Annotated in this window: 16 protein-coding genes; 5 read left to right on the top strand and 11 right to left on the bottom strand. The window is 35.8% G+C overall.

Annotated elements, in window-relative coordinates:
* Positions 1 to 155 precede the first annotated feature (155 nt).
* The 7 genes from ACSVDA_RS12325 to ACSVDA_RS12295 form a co-directional block, all read right to left on the bottom strand.
* A complete protein-coding gene (locus ACSVDA_RS12325) occupies positions 156 to 689 on the bottom strand; it encodes an acyltransferase (RefSeq protein ID WP_485883578.1) in 534 nt (177 codons plus the stop codon).
* The gene (ppaX, locus tag ACSVDA_RS12320; RefSeq protein ID WP_485883577.1) at positions 686 to 1,333 is read right to left on the bottom strand and encodes a pyrophosphatase PpaX; all 648 of its coding nucleotides are present in this window, start codon (positions 1,331 to 1,333) and stop codon (positions 686 to 688) included. The genes ACSVDA_RS12325 and ppaX overlap by 4 nt, the downstream gene beginning before the upstream one ends.
* Positions 1,323 to 2,267, bottom strand: a complete 945-nt coding sequence (locus ACSVDA_RS12315; RefSeq protein ID WP_485883575.1) for a nucleoside recognition domain-containing protein — start codon at positions 2,265 to 2,267, stop codon at positions 1,323 to 1,325. Before ACSVDA_RS12315 ends, ppaX begins: the two co-directional genes overlap by 11 nt.
* A 114-nt stretch (positions 2,268 to 2,381) precedes the next feature.
* Entirely contained in the window at positions 2,382 to 3,194 is an 813-nt protein-coding gene (gene lgt, locus ACSVDA_RS12310; RefSeq protein WP_485883573.1) for a prolipoprotein diacylglyceryl transferase, read from the bottom strand.
* Between the two features lie 44 nt (positions 3,195 to 3,238).
* Positions 3,239 to 4,168, bottom strand: coding sequence for an HPr(Ser) kinase/phosphatase (gene hprK / locus ACSVDA_RS12305; protein WP_214484224.1), 930 nt, complete (start codon positions 4,166 to 4,168; stop codon positions 3,239 to 3,241).
* A gap of 353 nt (positions 4,169 to 4,521) precedes the next feature.
* Positions 4,522 to 5,631 carry a DUF4097 family beta strand repeat-containing protein gene (locus ACSVDA_RS12300; RefSeq protein ID WP_485883571.1) on the bottom strand — a complete coding sequence of 370 codons (1,110 nt, stop codon included), beginning with the start codon at positions 5,629 to 5,631 and terminating at the stop codon, positions 4,522 to 4,524.
* 119 nt (positions 5,632 to 5,750) lie between these two features.
* Positions 5,751 to 6,059, bottom strand: coding sequence for a hypothetical protein (locus ACSVDA_RS12295; protein ID WP_485883569.1), 309 nt, complete (start codon positions 6,057 to 6,059; stop codon positions 5,751 to 5,753).
* A gap of 563 nt (positions 6,060 to 6,622) precedes the next feature.
* On the opposite strand from ACSVDA_RS12295, the gene ACSVDA_RS12290 reads away from it, so the two are divergent.
* Both ACSVDA_RS12290 and ACSVDA_RS12285 read left to right on the top strand, forming a co-directional pair.
* The gene (locus tag ACSVDA_RS12290) at positions 6,623 to 8,344 is read left to right on the top strand and encodes a methyl-accepting chemotaxis protein (protein WP_485883567.1); all 1,722 of its coding nucleotides are present in this window, start codon (positions 6,623 to 6,625) and stop codon (positions 8,342 to 8,344) included.
* Positions 8,345 to 8,833: 489 nt separating this feature from the next.
* Positions 8,834 to 10,165 carry a sodium-dependent transporter gene (locus tag ACSVDA_RS12285; RefSeq protein WP_485883565.1) on the top strand — a complete coding sequence of 444 codons (1,332 nt, stop codon included), beginning with the start codon at positions 8,834 to 8,836 and terminating at the stop codon, positions 10,163 to 10,165.
* Positions 10,166 to 10,309: 144 nt separating this feature from the next.
* On the opposite strand, the gene uvrA is transcribed toward ACSVDA_RS12285, so the two are convergent.
* The 4 genes from uvrA to ACSVDA_RS12265 form a co-directional block, all read right to left on the bottom strand.
* A complete protein-coding gene (gene uvrA / locus ACSVDA_RS12280; protein WP_485883563.1) occupies positions 10,310 to 13,189 on the bottom strand; it encodes an excinuclease ABC subunit UvrA in 2,880 nt (959 codons plus the stop codon).
* Positions 13,190 to 13,199: 10 nt separating this feature from the next.
* Positions 13,200 to 15,176 (bottom strand): excinuclease ABC subunit UvrB, encoded by a 1,977-nt coding sequence (uvrB, locus tag ACSVDA_RS12275; protein WP_485883562.1) that lies wholly within the window; start codon positions 15,174 to 15,176, stop codon positions 13,200 to 13,202.
* 735 nt (positions 15,177 to 15,911) lie between these two features.
* Positions 15,912 to 17,978 (bottom strand): heavy metal translocating P-type ATPase, encoded by a 2,067-nt coding sequence (locus ACSVDA_RS12270; protein WP_485883561.1) that lies wholly within the window; start codon positions 17,976 to 17,978, stop codon positions 15,912 to 15,914.
* A gap of 22 nt (positions 17,979 to 18,000) precedes the next feature.
* Positions 18,001 to 18,333: an ArsR/SmtB family transcription factor gene (locus ACSVDA_RS12265; protein ID WP_320207574.1), complete on the bottom strand. Its 333-nt coding sequence runs from the start codon at positions 18,331 to 18,333 to the stop codon at positions 18,001 to 18,003.
* 222 nt (positions 18,334 to 18,555) lie between these two features.
* Between ACSVDA_RS12265 and ACSVDA_RS12260 the strand changes: the two genes are divergently transcribed.
* From ACSVDA_RS12260 to ACSVDA_RS12250, 3 genes are read left to right on the top strand one after another with little or no spacing between them, the layout of a single operon-like run.
* Entirely contained in the window at positions 18,556 to 18,816 is a 261-nt protein-coding gene (locus ACSVDA_RS12260; RefSeq protein ID WP_320207573.1) for a FeoA family protein, read from the top strand.
* Positions 18,813 to 19,544 (top strand): FeoB small GTPase domain-containing protein, encoded by a 732-nt coding sequence (locus tag ACSVDA_RS12255; RefSeq protein ID WP_485883558.1) that lies wholly within the window; start codon positions 18,813 to 18,815, stop codon positions 19,542 to 19,544. Before ACSVDA_RS12260 ends, ACSVDA_RS12255 begins: the two co-directional genes overlap by 4 nt.
* Positions 19,540 to 20,910, top strand: coding sequence for a nucleoside recognition domain-containing protein (locus ACSVDA_RS12250; protein ID WP_485883672.1), 1,371 nt, complete (start codon positions 19,540 to 19,542; stop codon positions 20,908 to 20,910). Before ACSVDA_RS12255 ends, ACSVDA_RS12250 begins: the two co-directional genes overlap by 5 nt.
* Positions 20,911 to 21,038 lie beyond the last annotated feature (128 nt).

The following is a 21,038-nucleotide window of genomic DNA, read 5'->3' as shown; positions in this document are numbered from 1 at the left end:
GGACTAGGTTGAAGGCAATTTCTACTAACTTTGAGAATTGTTAAAGATTTACCAGGAAATATAATTCTAGCATTAATAACAGCTACCAACTCGAGAAAAGCCTATATCATAAATAAGAACCTGTTTGTTGAAACAGGTTCTTTTATATGTAAGCATTAGCTCATGATTTTATCCTTAACACCATTTTCGATTCGTTTTTCCATCTCTTCTTTCGTGTAAATCATTTGCATTGGGTTCCCGCCTACAAATGCTCCAGCAGGCACGTCTTTATGTACGAGCGTCCCTGCAGACACTATCGCACGATCACCAATTACTACACCAGGTAAAATAGTGGTGTTAGCCCCAATTAGCACCTCATCTCCAATTATAACATCGCCAAGACGGTACTCTTCAATTAAGTATTCATGTGCTAATATTGTTGTATTGTAGCCGATCACAGTATTTCGTCCTACAGTAATTTTTTCTGGAAACATGACATCTAGCATTACCATTAATGCAAAGGATGTTTGTTCGCCAACTTTCATTCGTAAAAATGTACGATATAACCAGTTTTTCATCCCTAAAAATGGCGTATAACGGGCTGTTTGGATAACAATAAAGTTTTTTACTACTTTCCAAAAGGGGACTGTTTTATAAACATGCCATAATGAATTTGCTCCCTTTACAGGGTATCTTGTTGTTTTTCTCACTGATTCTCAGCCTTCACAATGGAGAGTAAATCACTCATTTTATCTAAAACATAATCTGGGTTGTATTGTGTTAAATGTTCTCTACCTTTGATCGCCCACCCTACGGCGGCAGTTTTTGTTCCAGCATTTTGACCTGCCAACATGTCATGATGATTATCACCGACCATAATCGCTTCATGTGGGAGAGCGTTGAGTTGCTGTAATGCTTTATGAATTGGCTCAGGATCTGGTTTTGCACGTTCAACATCATCTAAAGTAATGACAACATCAAAGAACTGATCTAGGTTTGTGAGTTTTAATCCCATTGTTGTCGTTAACCTCATTTTCGTTGTCACAATTCCTAACTTGAATTTTTGCTCGTGGAGTGCTTTAACGGTATCAAACACACTATGATATTCCTTTACGAGTAAATCATGATTTGCTAAATTAAACTCGCGATAGGTTTTTACCATATCCTCAACACGGTCTTTATCTACTGAGTGTAATGATTCGTACAACGGTGGGCCAATGAATTCGAGCACATCTTCCCTTGAATAATCATTAGGGTAATACTGCTCTAATGTATGCATAAACGATTGGATAATTAATTCATTCGTGTCAATCAATGTTCCGTCTAAATCAAACAATATCGTCTTAATGGTCATAGTTAGCTTCCTTTCTGTTATGCAACTCTGCTTTTTTCCATATAAAAGCGACAAGCATCGTTAATAGTATCGCAACGAATACACGTATTAATAACAATGGTAAAATTGGAATTCCTAAAGGTATAAATACAAGTGTATCCTCAATAACAGCATGGCATGAGACGAGAAATATAAATGCAAGTACAGTATCTTTTTTAGACACACCGTCTTCCTTTACTGCTTGAATCATGACACCAGATCCATATGCAAGTCCAAATAAAAGTCCAGCTGCTAATGTGGTTGACGTATTCTCCTTCATACCTAATAATTTCGTCAAGGGTGACATCCACTTGGAGAACGTCTCTAACCATTTAAGATCTTTTAATATTTGTATACCGATCATAAGTGGAATAACGATAAGTGCAAGTTGTAAAATACCTATTAAGCCCTTTTCTACCCCAGCCATGATGATACTTCCCCAGCCTGAAACAACTTCTTCTTTTTTAGATATAAATCCATATTGAGCTAACTCATTTCCGCCTGCCCACAGAATATTAATCAAGAATGCTGATATAACTGCTAATCCTATACGAGTAACCATCATTATCCAGAGCTTTACCCCTACTCTTGCAGCAACGCTTGACTCTATTAACAAGTTATGAGAAAACGATAACATCACAGCTAAAATAAATACTTCTTTTACAGTCAAATCAAGTGTTAAAATCGCACCGATAGCAGCATACAGATTGAGGAAATTCCCGAGAACCAACGGGATTGCTGCATCTCCAGATAGTCCAAACAAGCCCATCAAAGGTGATATGCCTTCCATAATCCATTGTAGAATAACAGTGTATTGTAAAATAGTCACTATTAATGTAACTGGAAAAATGATTTTCCCTAATGTCCATGTCGTCTGTAACCCTACAATAAACCCCTTTTTAACTGACCCAACCAAATTCCCACTCCTAGCTTTTTAATTAGAATAATAACAAAATGTAAAGCAATTGGTAAATACCCAATTGCTTTACATTTGTTCACTTTGAACGTCACTTATTATACTGTTTAGCTTCTATGAATCTTTATACCTTTTATCTGCATACCCTTTTACGCGTCGGACTACAATCATGGCAATTGCAAAACCAATTAATAACAACGAGATAAACTGAGCAACACGTAAGCTTTCAGTTAGCATTAAGCTGTCTGTTCGCATTCCTTCAATGAAAAAGCGGCCAAATGAATACCAAATGACATACGTTAAGAATATCTCACCACGTTTTAAATTAACTTTTCTTAGCAGTAGTAAGATAATAAATCCAGTGAGACTCCAAATTGACTCATATAAAAATGTTGGGTGATAATACTCCCCGTTAATATACATCTGATTTATAATAAAATTTGGTAATTGTAGGTTCTCCAAAAATTCCCTTGTCACTACACCACCGTGTGCTTCTTGATTGACAAAGTTCCCCCACCTACCGATAGCTTGTCCTAAAATGATACTTGGTGCAGCTATATCTGCAAGCTTCCAAAAAGAAATACCTTTTTTCCTCGCAAAGACGATAGCCGTTAATACCGCCCCAATTAAACCACCGTGAATGGCTAAGCCACCTTGATTAATCATAACAATTTCTAAGAGATTTTCTGAATAATAATCCCATTTAAAAATGACATAATAAAGTCGTGCTGAAATAATAGCAATTGGTACTGCAAATAATACTAAGTCTACAAACGTGTCTTTATGAAGACCTCTCTTTTCAGATTCCTTGACTGCTAAATATAAACCTAAAATGACACCGATACCGATGATTGCACCATACCATTGAATCGACAATGGACCAAGTTCAATAAAAACACGGTCTAACGGCTGTATTTGCTCTTCCATCCTCTCAACTCCTAACATATATTTCTACATATAATATGTACACCTTACAGCTCTTCACTATCTTCAATAACATCCGCCAATCTATTTGAAAATTGTTCTGCAGCGTCCATACCCATTCTCTTTAATCGAAAATTCATTGCTGCTACTTCAATAATGACTGCTAAATTTCTTCCTGGACGAACAGGAACTGTTAAATGTGTTATTTCTGAATTAATAATTTTCATTTTATCTTCATCTAGGCCTACACGGTCATATTGTTTAGCTTGATCCCAAAGCTCTAAAGTGATCACTAAAGAAATTCTTTTGAAATTCCGAACTGCTCCCGCACCAAACAATGTCATGACATTTATAATTCCTAAGCCACGAATTTCTAGTAAGTGTTCCAACAGATCTGGTGCGTTTCCTATTAACGTGTTTTGGTCTTCTTCACGAATCTCAACTAAATCATCAGCAACTAGTCTATGCCCTCTCTTCACTAATTCAAGAGCAGTTTCACTTTTTCCAACACCGCTTTTCCCAGTAATTAATACACCTATACCATATATGTCTACTAACACGCCATGAACTGCAGTTGTAGGTGCAAGCTTACTTTCTAAATAGTTTGTGAGACGACTCGTTAAGCGTGTTGTCTTCATTGATGAACGCATAACAGGTACTACCTCACGCTCAGAAGCTTCAATTAACTCTTCAGGAATGTCCAAATCTCTTGAAATAATAATTCCTGGAGTAATATCAGTACATAATTTATTCATACGAAGCTGTTTTTCCGATTTTGTTAACTTATCATAAAATGAAAGCTCTGTTTTACCTAATAGTTGTATTCGTTCTGCTGGATAATAAGTAAAGTATCCCGCCATTTCAATCCCAGGTCTAGATAAATCACTCGTAATAATCGGTCTATTTACCCCATCTTCCCCACTTATCAACTCTAACTGAAACTTATCTATAATGTCTATCGTTCTAACCTTAGGCATAGAAATCCTCCTTTTTGAACACTCACAAACACTTTCTTTATTTTATCAGTTTTTTTCCCTACTAACAAAGAAGAAATGCCTTTGCCTATAGATTTGTCCCTACTAGCATTGGAAGCACTTCATTTGAAGCGTTTTTGACTTCGAATGAAATGATGGAGTAACCTCGAAGGACAGGAGGCGAAGCTAGACAAGAAGAAATGCCTAAGTGCCATAAAAACCCAAAACGGTAATGAATCCTTTTCTTTTGAAGGCACTTTTTGAAACGGTGACATTAAGTGATCGGAAAATGATAAAAACTCCACTTCACAAAGGTAATTCCCTTTGCAAAATGGAGTGAAGAAAAATAATTTCTGTTAATCGTTACTATGTGTAGTAACGTGTACTGAGCCACTTTTTGAATCAGCAAATAAATGAAGCGGTTCAGTTGCCTTATCATTAACAGTAAACCTTAATATTTTTTGAACAATTTCGTCTTTTTCCTCAATAATATTAATATTTGGCACATAACATTTTACTTTCCCTACACTTGACTTTAAATCACCTTCCATTGTCATGCCGTCAGGGACAGTAATATCTATACTACCCGTTGTTGTTTTAGCAAAAACGGTATGTGCCCTTTCATTGTTTATCTTACATTTGATACTACCAGTAACACTTTGTAGGTCTACTCTTTCAAAGCTACCTCTAACATTAATACCACCATTAACTACTTCGGCCTCACAGTCACGACTATAGCTATCAAACACATCAACAGCACCATTTGTAGTCTCAATTTCCATCTCATCAACATGCATGCGTTCTAATGTCACTGATCCATTTGATGTTTTTGCTTTAAAGTCTTTCACCTTAAACCCTGTACTAATAACTGGCCCATTGAATACCCGAATTCTGATCTGGCTATAATCCTTCTCAGGAATATAAATTTTTGTATGAACCTTCATTTGTTTTTTCTGAACAGCAAAACGCATTAGACTGTTATCAGTGGAAAATAACACGTCTTGTAAAAATACTCTTCTTGCTTCTTCATTATTTTCGACTTTGTACACTTTCGCCTCACATTCAATACGAACATCATTTTCATTCCAAGGTATTAACTCAATACTCCCGTTATACACATCTAAATCAACCTTATCAATGAAAACATTTGAATTTTGAAATATATGATGCACGTCAACCGAAGGTCCAAAATTAAAGTCTAAATCTAAATTCTTCACTTTCTTTACTGCTGTATTCATGAAATCAATGAATTTATCTTTCGTTGATGTATGCTTAGTTTCACTACTGTACGGACGTTGTTGAGCATTCTCATAGTCAATTTCTGTCGATAAGTCCGTATTTACTACTTGATCCGCTTTATCCTTTTCTTTCTGGTCATTTAATGCTTCTAAAAGTGTTAATGCTTCATCAGTTGAAAGCTTTCCTTCTTCTACCATCTTCAATATCCGCTTACGTTCTTCAATCATTTAAAACACCCTCACTTTTCTTTTCAGTTTTTTAAATTACAGTTTTTTTATTTAGCTAGTTTTACAGTAGAGGATTGGACTTGTTAACAATACTCCATTCACTCTACGTTACTTACAGTTTATTGAATCAGTACTTGGATGCCTCTAATAATATTCCAAATAACTACACCTACATTTACAATTATAATAATAACTACTGGCCAAAATACTGTTGTGAATGCTACACCGCCAGAAAATATATCTACAAATGCAATGAAGAAAGCAAATATGATAGATACGAACGGTAATAGGTGTGAAACAAAAGCACTCTTCGCATGTGATTTAACTTCATTACTATCTGATACAAAATATGCAACAATCGGAAATAAAAATGGTGCAAAAAATACGCTGAAATAGCTTAATGAAGACAATAATTTATTTAAATCCACAAAGACATCATCTCCTTTAGCCTATTATACGAATAGAACCCAGAAGAAGTTTCATGAATTTTCCCAAAACTAGTCAAAAAATAATAAATGATGGCTAAATATTTTATTTTCTATAAGTTCTCTTCAACTTTATAGGACAAAAGTTTGATTGTAGTATTACTTATGGGACATCTTGTCAATTTAGTGAAAACTATTATAAATTAAATATTTTTTCCTTATGTGTTTTACAAAATGGTAAAATAAATTAGTATAAAAGTTTCGTGAATAGAGGATTTTATCAAACTATGCCGAATTGTTTCGGTACAGCAAAATATTATAGTGACAAACACATGGATGATTTTTACATATTTATGAATGATTAGTACTAAGGAACTAAATATCTTGCACTATCTCCGATATTTTACGAATTCTTTTCTATATCCAAAGCTACACGACAAGGAATTTTTTCGACATAACCAATTGAAAACGTATTCATTTAATAGCGAATAATACATCACTCACTTACATGAGAATGATGCTTGATTTAGTTTGCTCACAATAATTTATAGGAGGAGAAATTATTTATGCGTTCATTTTTTACTAAAATCTTTGATATGACAATAAGAATGAAGCTCATTTTACTCATGGTTTTTGTTACTATTACCGTCATCACATTAGCCATCAGTCCAATTGTAAGTATGAACAGTTATAAAGGTCACATTGAAGAAAAATACAGTAATCGCTTAGCTGTCATTGAGGATTTACATTTCATACTTGGCAAAGTTGATGAAGCCCATGGGATTGTTGTGGATTTTTCTAAAACATATGATGAATCTTTGGTTACAGATTTAGAAACATCAATGGAACTGATTAATAGTTTGCTAAACCAATTTACGGAAAACCCGTTATTGGATTATTACAGTGCGGAAGATACAGCATACTTAGATAGTATTATGAAAAATTACAGTCTATTTGAATCCAGTCTAAAATCTATAAAAGAGCAAATGCTAAATTTTGATTTAGAAACCTTTTTAATAGACTATGATTTAGAAAAGAATAGCTATCTTACATTAATGCAAGCATTTTCAGCTCATGACAGAGCCTCTTTCCAATATCTTTTACAAACTGAAACAGAGTTAGATAAGCTTGCTGAGAGCATCATTTTAACAGTTATCATATTCTCTATTACATTAGTTGTACTTATCATTTCTTTTGCTAGTTGGGTTTATTTAAGTACTTCTAAAGATATCGTACGGGTTATTAATAAATATAAAGGCTTATCATCTGGTGATTTTAGAATTAGTACAGGCTCAAATAAAAAGAATGAATTAGGTAAACTAGCTAATAATATAGATGGCTTAGTAGAAGTATTAAAAACAACCTTTTTCGATATAAAAGAATTTGTAGAGAAATTAAAGAATCTTTCTGTAAAAACTAGGACAAATATGACGAGTAGTAATGCTAGTATTGAAAATACAGCAGGTGCTGTAGAGGAAATAACTAGGGGGATAGACCAACAAGCCAGTGCAGCTGAGGAGTCTTTACTCCACGTAACTGAATTAACAGATAAACTCCATGTAACTGTTGAATCGTTGGACATGTTTAAGAAAAATGTAACTAAAACAGATGATGAGATTAACTCTTTCTCTAAGAGTTTAGCTAATGTCTCTAATAACTCTAAAGATGTAGAAGAAACAAACAATACATTATTAGTTTCATTCACTGAGTTATTGTCCAGTTTCGAAAATATAGATGAATTATCTAAACAAATCGTAAATATTGCTTCCAGCATTAAAATAGTATCTTTAAATGCATCTATTGAGGCGAATAGAGCAGGGGCAGACGGTAAAAGCTTCAATGTAGTGGCAGAAGAGGTAAGAAACTTATCGACACAAACATCAGAAGTTTCTAAAGAAATTTTAGAAGTCGTAAAAGTTAATGTTGATAAGATGGCTAATTTCCAACAATTATTACAGTTTGCAAATAACAAGAATGAAGAAAACGGTAAAAATACAAAAATAGTCATGAACAGCTTTGAAGACGTGAGTATTCGTTTTAATGCAATGTTAGAGGAACTAGCACTAATAAATAATAACCTTATAGACGTTCAACAGAAGGCGACTATAATACAAAGTAACGTGAGAGAGACGAGTGCAACAAGTCAGCAAACAAGTGCTGTGATGCAAGAGATCTCTAGCAGTTTTGAAAAGCAAGTAGATTCCATGAAGAAAATAGCAGATTACACGAATGAGCAAGTGACATTGGCTAATGAACTTAGTGAAAAGTCTAGTCAATTTAAAATGTAAGAAAAAAATACTCATGAGCTTATATCCTTCGTTCTTTCATGTGATTCCTAACAGCCTATATTCATGGTCTGCACCTACGCTGCATAGCACAGCAAAGGTGCAGACCTTTTTTAATAGTAATTCGCCTTGGTTGTTGTCTTTCTTACGAAGGTATTTAATGAGACACCACTTATGTTTGTGCATATTTCCTACTTTAGATTAAACAAGTCATGTTATAACAATGAATAGAGTGTTGATATATAAAATTTTATGCTTCCTAATACTAGTTAACTTATCATGGCTAATTTGAATTCGATTGTGTTTCATGTTAATGTATTCATTAACTTTTTTAGCTTGGCTATTTTCGTATTGATAATAGTAAACACTTATATTTACTACAATAAATCGCTGACAAAAGCGTAAAGAATCTCATTGTTATTTTGTAATAACATCAATGAATTTTACGAAAAGAGCCTTGAGCATATTGCAAAGAAAGGTGATTTATACATCATGAAGAAAGAACAATGGAATTCAAAGCTAGGTTTTATTTTGGCAGCTGCAGGCTCAGCAATTGGACTAGGAGCTGTTTGGAAGTTTCCATATATGGCCGGCACAAATGGGGGCGGGATATTCTTTCTCCTGTTTTTACTTTTTACACTTCTTATCGGCATGCCGATGCTGTTGGCTGAGTTTGTCATTGGCAAAGCAACAGGTAAAAATGCCATCTCCGCTTTTAAACAATTAGCCCCTCGATCCCTATGGTACGGAATTGGTTATTTAGGTGTCATTGCAAGTTTTATATTATTATCTTTTTATAGTGTTGTGGGTGGCTGGATCATTTTATATTTGATTAGAAGTGCATCAGGAAGGCTTAGCAACCTTCCAACTGAATCTTATGGACAACTATTTGATTCAATTATAGCAAGTCCACTAGAAGCAACGATTGCACAATTTTCATTTATTCTCTTGACTATACTTGTTGTTCAAGGTGGGATACAAAAAGGTATCGAACGAGCTAGCCGTGTTATGATGCCGGCGCTATTTCTTCTTTTTATCATTTTAGTTTTCCGGTCATTAACACTTGATGGTGCGATAGAGGGGGTAAAATTCTTCTTACAGCCAAATGTAGGTGAAGTTACAAAAGAGACCGTTTTTCTTGCATTAGGGCAATCACTCTTTTCATTAAGCCTTGGAATTTCCATCATGGTTACATATAGTTCATACTTACCTAAGGAAGAAAATATTGTTAAATCAGCGTCATGGATTGTAACGTTGAATATTGTCATATCTTTATTAGCAGGACTAGCTATATTTCCAGCTGTTTTTTCTCTTGGTTTTGAGCCAGATACAGGTCCAGGACTAATATTTGTCGTCATACCTGCTGTATTTAATGAGATAGCATTTGGAGGGTTATTCCTAACAACATTCTTATTATTGCTATTATTTGCAACGTTAACATCGTCTTTTTCAATTTTAGAAATCATCGTAGCTGCGCTGATTAAAGAACAACAAGAAAAAAGAAAAGTCGCTACTTGGATTGGTGGAATTATTATTTTTATTGTAGGTATCCCGTCAGCATTATCATTTGGAATGTTGAAGGATATCAAAGTATTTAATAAAACAATATTTGATTTAGCAGATTACTTTGTAAGTAACATATCTCTACCTGTGGGATCGTTACTTATTTCGTTATTTGTCGGTTATCAAGTATCTCGGCCAATACTAGAAAAAAGTTTTAATGTTTCATCACAGGTTGGAAACTATTTATTTCGATTTTGGTACGTTAGTGTTCGCTTTCTCATCCCGTTAGGCATATTCCTTGTGCTATTTTTAGGAGCTTAATACTAAACGAGTAAAAGACACTGGGACTTTTCCCAGTGTCTTAAATAAAATCCTCTATTTAAATTTTCGTATTTATAAAACGATGACAATTGCACATAAACACATCTTGCTAATATAATTAAGATTTTAAGTTTACGAACAGCCTTATTTTTTCAGGACTAGCTCCTCTTTTTCTGTTATAATCTCTTCCATACGCTTTCGATCTCGTTCTAGAATAGGCTTTAAATATCTTCCAGTATAAGAAGCGTCTTGTTTAACTACCTGTTCAGGTGTACCTGTTGCAATAATTTTTCCACCTTTGTCTCCACCTTCAGGACCAAGGTCAATTAAATAATCAGCTGCCTTAATAATATCTAGGTTATGTTCAATTACTAAAACGGTATCTCCATTTTCTACAAGTCTTTGAAGTACCTTTAATAATCGTGAAATATCATCTACATGTAAACCAGTCGTTGGCTCGTCTAAAATATAAAGAGACCTTCCCGTTGAGCGTCGGTGTAATTCCGATGCTAGTTTTACCCGCTGAGCCTCACCGCCTGATAATGTCGTAGCAGGCTGTCCAAGCGTAATATAGCCTAGACCAACATCGTAGATCGTTTGAAGCTTCCTCCTGATTTTAGGAATGTTTTCAAAGAAAGAGAGTGAATCTTCTACTGTCATTTCTAATATCTCTGATATATTCTTATCCTTATACCTCACTTCTAAAGTTTCGCGATTATAGCGTTTCCCATGACATACCTCACAAGGAACATAAACGTCAGGTAAGAAGTGCATTTCAATTTTTATAATTCCGTCACCACGGCATGCTTCACAGCGACCACCTTTTACATTAAAGCTAAAACGTCCTTTTTTATATCCTCTAACCTTTGCTTCATTTGTAGCGGCAAATACATCCCTAATATCATCAAACACACCTGTATATGTAGCTGGGTTTGAACGTGGAGTTCGGCCGATTGGTGATTGATCAATGTCAATAACCTTGTCCAAATATTCTATTCCTTTGATTTCTTTATGCTCACCAGGTCTTGATTTTGCCTTGTGAAGCTTTTGAGCTAACGATTTGTGTAAAACCTCGTTAATCAGTGTACTCTTCCCTGATCCAGACACACCTGTAACAGATATAAATGTGCCTAAAGGAATTTTGACTTTCGCATTTTTTAAGTTATTTTCCTTAGCACCAACGATTTCAATATAACGTCCATCAGGCTTACGACGTTCTGTTGGTAGAGGAATAAATTTGATTCCCGACAAGTATTGGCCTGTTAATGATTGTGGGTCATTCATAACTTCTTCAGGCGTACCTGCAGAAACAACCTGTCCACCGTGGATTCCTGCGCCTGGGCCGATATCAATTAAATGGTCAGCTGCTAGCATCGTATCCTCGTCGTGTTCCACGACGATTAATGTATTACCGATATCTCTCATGTTTTTTAATGTTTGTATAAGACGATCGTTATCACGCTGATGTAAACCAATTGACGGTTCATCTAGAATATAAAGAACACCTGTTAACCTTGAACCAATCTGTGTCGCTAAGCGTATTCTTTGGGCTTCTCCCCCAGAAAGTGTTCCAGCTGACCGGTGTAAAGTTAAATAATCTAGTCCAACATTGTTTAAAAAGCCTAAGCGCTCACTAATTTCTCGTAAAATCATGTTAGCTATTGTCATTTCTTTGTCAGTCAGTTTAAGGTTCTCAAAGAAATCCAGCGCTTCTGTAATGGAAAAAGAAGTAATTTCACCAATATGCTTCTGATCTATTAAAACAGCTAAACTTTCTTTCTTTAAGCGATAGCTTTTACACGTTGGGCAAGACTGCTGTGCCATATATTTTTCCATTTGCTCACGAATATAATCCGAGCTCGTTTCACGATATCTACGCTCAATATTAGGTATAACCCCTTCAAAAATAATATGATTTTCACGCACTTGTCCAAAGTCATTTTCATAACGGAAATATATCTCTTCATTCCCACTACCATGCAGTACTTTCTCAAACAAATGCTTAGGTATGTCCTTTACTGGGACATTCATATCTATTCCGTAATGATCACAAACAGCCTTTAATAATTGAGGGTAGTATTGAGAGCTTTGTGGTTCCCACGGAGCAATAGCATGTTCTAGTAATGATAGATCCCAATTAGGAATAACTAAATTAAGATCTACTTCAAGCTTGGTACCTAGTCCATCACAACTTGGACACGCTCCAAATGGACTGTTGAATGAAAACATTCTCGGCTCCAATTCCCCTATTGAAAATCCACAATGCGGGCATGCGTGAAGCTCACTAAATAACAGCTCCTCTTCGCCTATTACATCAATGATTACTTTACCTTCACCTAACTTCAATGCCGTTTCTAGCGAATCTGATAGCCTTGAAGCAATGCCATCCTTTATGACAATCCGATCGATGACGATTTCAATTGAGTGCTTTTTATTTTTTTCTAATGTTATATTTTCTGTTAGCTCGGTCATTTCACCATCAACACGAACACGAACATATCCCTGCTTTTTAATTTCCTCAAAAGTCTTCACATGTGTCCCTTTACGGCCAGAAACGATTGGAGCCAGAACTTGCATTTTCGTTCTCTCAGGGTATTGCAAAATACGATCAACCATCTGCTCTATCGTTTGAGATGTAATTTCTATATGATGATTAGGACATACTGGACGACCTACACGAGCATATAATAACCTTAAATAATCATATATTTCAGTAACTGTACCGACTGTTGATCGAGGGTTACGACTTGTCGTTTTTTGGTCTATCGATATGGCTGGAGAAAGCCCATCGATTGCATCGACATCAGGTTTGTCCATTTGTCCTAAAAATTGACGTGCATATGCTGATAATGATTCAACATAGCGTCGTTGACCTTCCGCATAAATCGTATCAAATGCTAACGAAGATTTACCTGAACCAGAAAGACCAGTTAATACAACAAGCTGGTCTCTTGGTATTGTGACGTCGATGTCTTTTAAATTATGAGCTCTAGCTCCTTTGACAATGATTTTATCCTTTACCATGCTCTTATTTTCATCCTTCCGCTTTTAACTCGATCAATATGTCACGCAGTTCAGCTGCACGTTCGAAGTGGAGTGCTTTTGCAGCATCCTTCATTTCTTTTTCCATATCTGCAATTAGCTTTTGTCGTTCTGTTTTGGTCATTTTTACTTTTGGTTTGTTTGTCTCGTATGTTTCTTGATTTTCAGCTGCATAAGTTGCCTGTATGACATCTCGGACTTCTTTTCTTATTGTTTTTGGCGTAATGCCGTGCTTTTTGTTATGAGCTTCTTGTATTTCACGACGCCGCTTCGTCTCTTTAATGGCAATATCCATTGAATTGGTCACATGATCGGCATACATAATGACTCTACCGTTTTCATTACGTGCAGCCCTTCCCATTGTCTGGATTAGCGACCTTTCTGATCTTAAGAATCCTTCTTTGTCGGCGTCTAAAATTGTAACTAGAGAAACTTCTGGTATATCTAAACCTTCCCTTAATAAATTGATACCAACGAGTACATCAAATTTTCCAAGTCGGAGATCACGTATAATCTCTATTCGTTCAAGCGTTTTAATTTCTGAGTGGAGATATGTAACTTTTATGCCTATTTCTTTGAGGTAGTCTGTTAGGTCCTCTGACATTTTCTTTGTCAATGTTGTAACTAGCACGCGTTCTTTTCTCGCGATACGCACTTGAATTTCCCCGATAAGGTCATCAATTTGTCCTTCAATTGGGCGCACATCGATTAATGGATCTAATAACCCTGTTGGGCGAATAATCTGTTGAACCATTTCAGGAGAATGCTCCAACTCATAAGGACCAGGTGTTGCTGATACATAGACTATTTGGTTCACATGCTCCTCAAACTCTTCAAAACGTAACGGGCGGTTATCTAATGCTGATGGCAACCTAAAACCATGATCTACGAGCATCTGCTTTCGAGCTTTATCACCGTTAAACATACCTCGAATTTGTGGTAATGACACATGTGATTCGTCAATAACAATTAGAAAATCATCAGGAAAATAATCGATCAGCGTATATGGTGTGGATCCCGCTTCTCGGAGTGTTAAATGCCGCGAATAATTTTCAATACCAGAACAAAAACCCATTTCCCTCATCATTTCCAGATCATATCTAGTACGTTGCTCAATTCTTTGGGCTTCAAGTAATTTGTCATCGTCACGAAGCTCTTTCAAACGCTCTTCAAGTTCTTGTTCAATATTTTTCATGGCAATTTGCATTTTTTCTTCTCGTGTTACGAAATGTGATGCAGGAAAAATAGCCACGTGTTCACGCTCACCGATAATTTCTCCTGTTAAAGCGTCGACTTCACGTATACGATCAATCTCATCTCCAAAAAATTCAATGCGTATACAATGCTCGTCTCGTGATGCTGGAAAGATTTCAACTACATCTCCACGTACCCGAAACGTTCCTCTCTTAAAGTCAATATCATTTCTGTCATACTGAACATCGACGAGTTTTCTAAGCATTTGATCACGCTCTATTTCCATTCCAACACGTAATGACACGACGAGCTCACCATATTCCTCTGGGGAACCTAGACCATATATGCAAGATACACTCGCAATAATAATAACGTCCTTCCGTTCAAGCAATGAAGAAGTTGCTGAGTGACGCAGCTTATCAATTTCATCGTTTATACTGGCGTCCTTTTCAATAAAAGTATCGGTTTGTGGAACATACGCTTCAGGTTGATAATAGTCATAATAACTAACAAAATATTCCACAGCATTATTAGGGAAAAACTCTTTAAACTCACTATATAGCTGTCCTGCAAGCGTTTTATTATGAGCAATAATTAACGTAGGTTTATTAACTTCCTTAATTACATTAGAGATCGTAAACGTTTTTCCCGTACCAGTTGCCCCTAATAATGTTTGATGCTTTTTCTTTTGTTTAATACCGTCTACAATTTCAGTAATTGCCTGTGGCTGATCACCAGACGGTTTAAAAGCTGAGACTAACTCGAACTGATCCATTTTGACGAAAGCCCCCAATCCCGTAGTAGTTGTATTATCATTGTACCATATTTTATCATTAATTAAACAAAAATGCGAACTTATATTCGTTTCTTAATTAACACCATGTCACTTTAAATCAATAAAATAACAAAGTACTTTTAGTAAACTTTGTTGCTATAGTTCCTATAATTGAAGATTAAAACATCATTTTACTTAACAGTCAGCGTTTTATAGAAGCAAAGATGCCACGAAACTCTAGTTGTGTACGTGTTTATATGTTAGTACGAAACAACACTTTTTATTGATAAAGGATTGAAATGGATGAAAATGATATTAACATGACAATGGATAACTTCGTTGTTTGTGTGGTAAAGCTCGTAGATTTTTTAGGGGTTTCCGTTTTTATAGGAGAACAGGGGTGTGTCATGTAGAGTTTTATGAAAAAAACACAAGGAAAGTAAACAAATTAATTAAAACTTACACATAAAAAGACCTTAATAGTTCGGTATTTATTGAAAAAACGATAAGCACTGACTAATTAGCTGCTTTCTTGAGCTATACATTTCTTATACATAGATATTCCTTTGTAGAAGATTGTGGATAATTATGCTCTCATCTCTACAATAGGAGTATTTTTATTTCTACAAAGAACTTACTTATTACTGAATTTTTTCTAAATCAATACGTGTATAAAAAGGTATAGGGCCTGACCCTAGCTGCGACAACACATTAACGCAGCGGGTGTCAGACCCCTTATTTTTCTAGCATAATTGTTAAGCTAATGAGTGTGACGAGGATTGTGGCGCCCATATCTGCTAGAATGGCAATCCATAAAGTTAGCCAGCCAGGGATTGTTAATAAAAGCGCAATGACTTTTAATCCTAGTGCTAAAGTGATATTAAGTTTAATCGTTCTATTCACCTTTTTCGCAATGGATACAGCGCTGGGCAGTTTACCTAGATGGTCTTGCATTAAAACAATATCAGCTGTTTCAATCGCACTATCTGTTCCTTTTCCCATCGCTATGCCTAGATCAGCGACCGCTAGAGCAGGTGCATCATTTATACCGTCACCAATCATCGCTACTTGGCCATGCTCATGTATATTTCTTATTTTATCTACTTTTTCTTCTGGAAGAAGGTTTGCGTAAAAATCTGTTACGCCTACTATTCTAGCTACCTTTTCAGCTGTTTTCCCGTGATCACCCGTAAGCATAATTGTATGTTTTATACCCTTTTTGTGAAGCTCTTTCATAACAATTTTACTTTCCTCACGTATCTCATCAGATATACCAAAGATTCCTAACACATGCTGTTCATCAGCGACGATAACAAGTGTGAGCCCTTCGCTCTTTAGGCGATCAATATCTAATTGTTTATTTTCATCAAAGTGTATGTGAGGCATACTTTTTTCATTACCGACAAAATAAGTTTTGTCACTAATTTTCGCAATGACACCACGTCCAGTGGCCGTTTCTATATCATCTGCTTCAACGTAAGCTATTTCTTTTTCTGCTACCTTTTTCATGATCGCCTTTGCTAATGGATGTGAAGATTTACTTTCAACAGCTCCTGCAATGTTTAACAAATTGTTATCATACTCGATAATTGTTTCTACGTGAGGCTGTCCTTTTGTTAACGTACCTGTTTTATCAAATGCAATGGATTCAATTTTCCCTAACTGCTCTAGGAAAACACCGCCTTTTACGAGAATACCGTTCCGTGCATTGCGTGTAATCCCAGATACTATCGCAATTGGTGAAGATAATATTAATGCACAAGGGCAGCCTACGATTAACACAGCTAAACCTTGATAAAACCATGGTCCCCAAGCATCCCCGAATAACAATGGGGGTACAACCATAACAAGTAAAGAAATGATCATAATGATTGGTGTATAGTACTTAGCAAATTTGTTAATAAACTGCTCAGTTGGTGTCTTCGTTTCCTGTGCTTCTTGCACAAGGTGTAAGATTTTGGCCAATGATGAATCCTCATATGCTTTTAAAATCTTTACCTTAAGGACACCTTCATTATTAATGCTGCCACCAAATACATTGGTGCTTGATTCTTTTTCTACTGGTAATGATTCACCAGTAATCGCTGCTTCATTTACCGAGCTTTTACCATCAATTACGACACCATCAGAAGGTATTTTTGCACCAGGCTTCACAAGGACGATGTCATCTTCTGTTAAAGTTGAAATAGGGACGACTTGTTCAACACCATTCGTAATTAATATTGCATCTTTAGGCGCAACTTGTAATAATTTCTCCATTGATTTTCTCGCCTTTTCCATACCGAGACCTTCAAGGTATTCATTTAAACCGAACAAGATGGCAACAATTGTCGCTTCCTTCCATTCACCGATTGAAATTGCTCCAATTAAAGCGATCGTCATTAACGTATCAATATTGAATTTAAATCGAGCTAAGTTTTTAGCCCCTTTTATAAATGTTTGATATCCGCTGATGACAATTGCCACAAGATATAATGAAACGGCTAGTAGAGTTGGTATTGATGATTCCAATAAAATGGTTAACAAAAATAACGTCGTAGAAATCCCTAAGTACATCTTTATTTTATTTGTATTATGGGAATGGGCATGGGAATGATCGTGATCTTCTGTTGTTATAAGGGCTGCACCATCACTAGCAAGAATTTTTTTAACTTTGTTGAGGTCGATACTTTCATCAACCTTTAACTTAGACGAGTTGTATAATAAGGCAGCTGATTCACCATGATCTAGCCCTTTAATCTGCTTTTCCATATCAGCTGCACAATTCGCGCAGCTCAAACCTTCAATTTTATACTCTTTCATTGTCTAGCTCCTTTTTACTATTCTAATGATGTAGAGCATGGTTTATAGTTTGTTCAAGAATATCCATTACATGTTCATCGTCTTGAGAATAGAATAAAGTTGTGCCTGCTCTTCTGTATTTCACTAAACGTAAATTTTTTAAGAAGCGTAACTGATGAGATACAGTTGATTGCAGTAAGCCTAATTTATCAGCAATTTCATTTACTGAGCATTCTTGAGCTGATAACAAATGTAGAATTCGAATTCTTGTAGGGTCAGATAACGCTTTGAACGTTTGAGAAACGATAAATAACGTTTCTTCATCTAATTCCTCATAAGCTGTTTTTATATCAATGTGATCTTTTTTGTCAGTCATTCAATATCACACCTTTTCTATAATATTTATATGTACATATGTTCATATTGACAATAATTTGATTTAAAACTACCATAGCCGTCTTATAATCGTCAACAAAATTCTTGCAATTTAACTAAATAAATTTGACAATTAGGCACTTACTACATATGATGTAATTAAAAGTTGGTCGAGGGAAACATATTAAGTTTCACCCATACATTTAGGCTAGGGGGAATATTCATGTGTATATCCAATAAAATAAATGAATTGTACCATTTTACATCTGGAGATGAAGTAAAAATTGATCGTTTAGATATCTCTGGAACAATGAGAAGAAGATTACTAGATTTGGGCTTCGTTCCCGGAGCGACCGTAAAAGTCCTACAGCGCAGCCCTTTGGGTGATCCAATTGCATTTGCGGTCAGTGACACTGTCATTGCCTTAAGAAAAGAAGAAAGCTCTAAAATTTATGCTACGAAAATAGGAGGGGAATCACGTTGAGTACATTTACGATTGCACTCGCAGGGAACCCCAATACTGGAAAAAGCACGTTATTTAATACTCTTACTGGCTTACGTCAACATACTGGTAACTGGCCGGGAAAAACAGTGTTACGGGCGGAAGGAGATTTTGAACATCAAGAAAACCATTTTAAAGTGATCGATTTACCAGGAACATACTCATTATACTCAAATTCAGCCGACGAAGAAGTTGCAAGGAATTATATATTGTTTGAAAAGCCAGATGTTACAGTCGTTGTTATAGACGCAACTGCGCTAAAAAGAAATTTAAATTTAGCGCTACAAATTATGGAGATGACAGACCAAGTAATTGTCTGTGTCAATTTAATTGATGAAGCTAAGAGAAAAGGAATTCATATTAATGAAGAAAAACTAGCTAAAACTCTTGGGGTTCCTGTAGTAAAAATCTCTGCCAGAAACAAAACAGGTATTAATACTTTATTAGATCAAATTAATAAAATGTGCCTTGGACAAACTGAGACTAAACCATACCAAATTCAATATAACGATGAATTAGAGGAGGAAATTACTAACCTCATCCCAAAAATTCAAAATGTGCTTGGCACTCACTTACCTTTGAGATGGATTGCACTGCGTATTTTAGACGGAGATACGAGTTTAATAGAAGAACTTAAGCTACATTTAACAGGACAGAAGGAGGTTCAACACCTTGCAGAGTCAAATCCAGTTCAACCAGGATGCCATTGATCAATTATTTGATCAAGTATCAGAAAGCTCTTCTGACGATAGAACTAGAGATCAAATTGTCTCAAAAATTTATGAAACATCAAATGCCATTACATCAGATGTTTTGACGCTCGATCAGCAAGATAGATTTCAAAGGTCTGAAAAGATAGATAAAGTTCTCACATCTCCTATTTGGGGTTTCCCGATTATGCTAGCAATTTTAGGGCTCATATTTTATCTAACAATCGCAGGCGCGAACGTACCATCTTCTATGCTAGCAACATTTTTTGGCACCATCGAAGGTTACATTACGACTGCATTTAATGCCGTAAATGCTCCAGATTGGTTACATGGGGTCTTAGTATTAGGACTATATAGAGGGACATCTTGGGTCATAAGCGTCATGCTACCGCCAATGGCAATTTTCTTCCCTGTCTTTGCTTTACTAGAAAACTATGGGTATTTACCTCGTGTAGCATTTAATATGGATCGGTTATTCAAGCGTGCAGGCGCACATGGAAAACAGTCGTTAACGATGGCGATGGGCTTTGGATGTAACGCCGCGGCAATCATGTCGACTAGAATTATAGAATCTCCACGGGAGAGAATGCTAGCCATTCTTACAAATAACTTTGTACCTTGTAATGGACGCTGGCCAACAATTATTTTAATGGCTTCATTGTTTATGGCTGCAAGCTACACTGGAGGTACTGCCACACTTGTTACAGCAGCAACTGTTATGGGCATCGTCTTATTTGGTATCGTTGTAACATTATCAGTATCGTGGGTGTTATCTAAAACGGCTTTAAAAGGTGTTCCAACTCACTACACGTTAGAGCTGCCACCTTATCGTAAGCCACAATTTTGGAATACGATTGTAAGAGCTACACTTGATAAATCTGTATTTGTGTTGAAACGTGCAATTATTATCGCTGCACCAGCAGGTGTACTCACATGGGTCTTTGCAAACATTTACATTGGGGATACTAGCATCTTAATGTATGTAGTCAATTTCTTAGATCCATTTGCACAGCTGCTCGGTCTTGACGGCTTTATCTTAATGGCATTTATTTTAGGGTTACCAGCAAATGAAATTGTCTTGCCTATTTTATTAATGGGATATTTATCTACAGGTGCTATGCTAGAGGTAGAAGATTTAAATTCTTTAAAGAATATCTTCATCGATAACGGATGGACTTGGTTAACAGCCCTTAATGTCATGCTGTTCTCATTGCTCCATTATCCTTGTGGAACAACATTAGTAAATATATATAAAGAAACTAAAAGTGCAAAATGGACATTTTTATCATTTCTCATTCCTACACTGATTGCTGTGGGTGTAACATTTATTATCGCACAAGTCGTAAGAGGGCTAGGCCTAGTATAACAGGTTTAACCCCCATCACTTTTAAATTGTAAAAGTGATGGGGGTTTTTTTTAACCTTTGTTATCAAATTAGTACTAAAAAAGTGATTTATTATGTTAATCATCGTTGTACAATAGAAAAGATGCAAC

It is taken from the genome of Cytobacillus sp. Hm23 (genome assembly GCF_051842895.1).
Taxonomy (GTDB): domain Bacteria; phylum Bacillota; class Bacilli; order Bacillales; family SM2101; genus Nanhaiella.
Note: the sequence above shows the minus strand (reverse complement) of the source record. Positions and strands in the feature narration are given on the sequence as shown.

What these genes read in the sequence shown, in the direction of transcription:
- hprK (WP_214484224.1), bottom strand. Translation starts at nt 4,168, where the DNA reads ATGCCTAAGGTTAGAACGATAGACATTATAGATAAGTTTCAGTTAGAG.
- ppaX (WP_485883577.1), bottom strand. Translation starts at nt 1,333, where the DNA reads ATGACCATTAAGACGATATTGTTTGATTTAGACGGAACATTGATTGAC.
- ACSVDA_RS12285 (WP_485883565.1), top strand. Translation starts at nt 8,834, where the DNA reads ATGAAGAAAGAACAATGGAATTCAAAGCTAGGTTTTATTTTGGCAGCT.
- ACSVDA_RS12300 (WP_485883571.1), bottom strand. Translation starts at nt 5,631, where the DNA reads ATGATTGAAGAACGTAAGCGGATATTGAAGATGGTAGAAGAAGGAAAG.
- lgt (WP_485883573.1), bottom strand. Translation starts at nt 3,194, where the DNA reads ATGGAAGAGCAAATACAGCCGTTAGACCGTGTTTTTATTGAACTTGGT.
- ACSVDA_RS12290 (WP_485883567.1), top strand. Translation starts at nt 6,623, where the DNA reads ATGCGTTCATTTTTTACTAAAATCTTTGATATGACAATAAGAATGAAG.
- ACSVDA_RS12265 (WP_320207574.1), bottom strand. Translation starts at nt 18,333, where the DNA reads ATGACTGACAAAAAAGATCACATTGATATAAAAACAGCTTATGAGGAA.
- uvrA (WP_485883563.1), bottom strand. Translation starts at nt 13,189, where the DNA reads ATGGTAAAGGATAAAATCATTGTCAAAGGAGCTAGAGCTCATAATTTA.
- ACSVDA_RS12270 (WP_485883561.1), bottom strand. Translation starts at nt 17,978, where the DNA reads ATGAAAGAGTATAAAATTGAAGGTTTGAGCTGCGCGAATTGTGCAGCT.
- ACSVDA_RS12260 (WP_320207573.1), top strand. Translation starts at nt 18,556, where the DNA reads ATGTGTATATCCAATAAAATAAATGAATTGTACCATTTTACATCTGGA.
- uvrB (WP_485883562.1), bottom strand. Translation starts at nt 15,176, where the DNA reads ATGGATCAGTTCGAGTTAGTCTCAGCTTTTAAACCGTCTGGTGATCAG.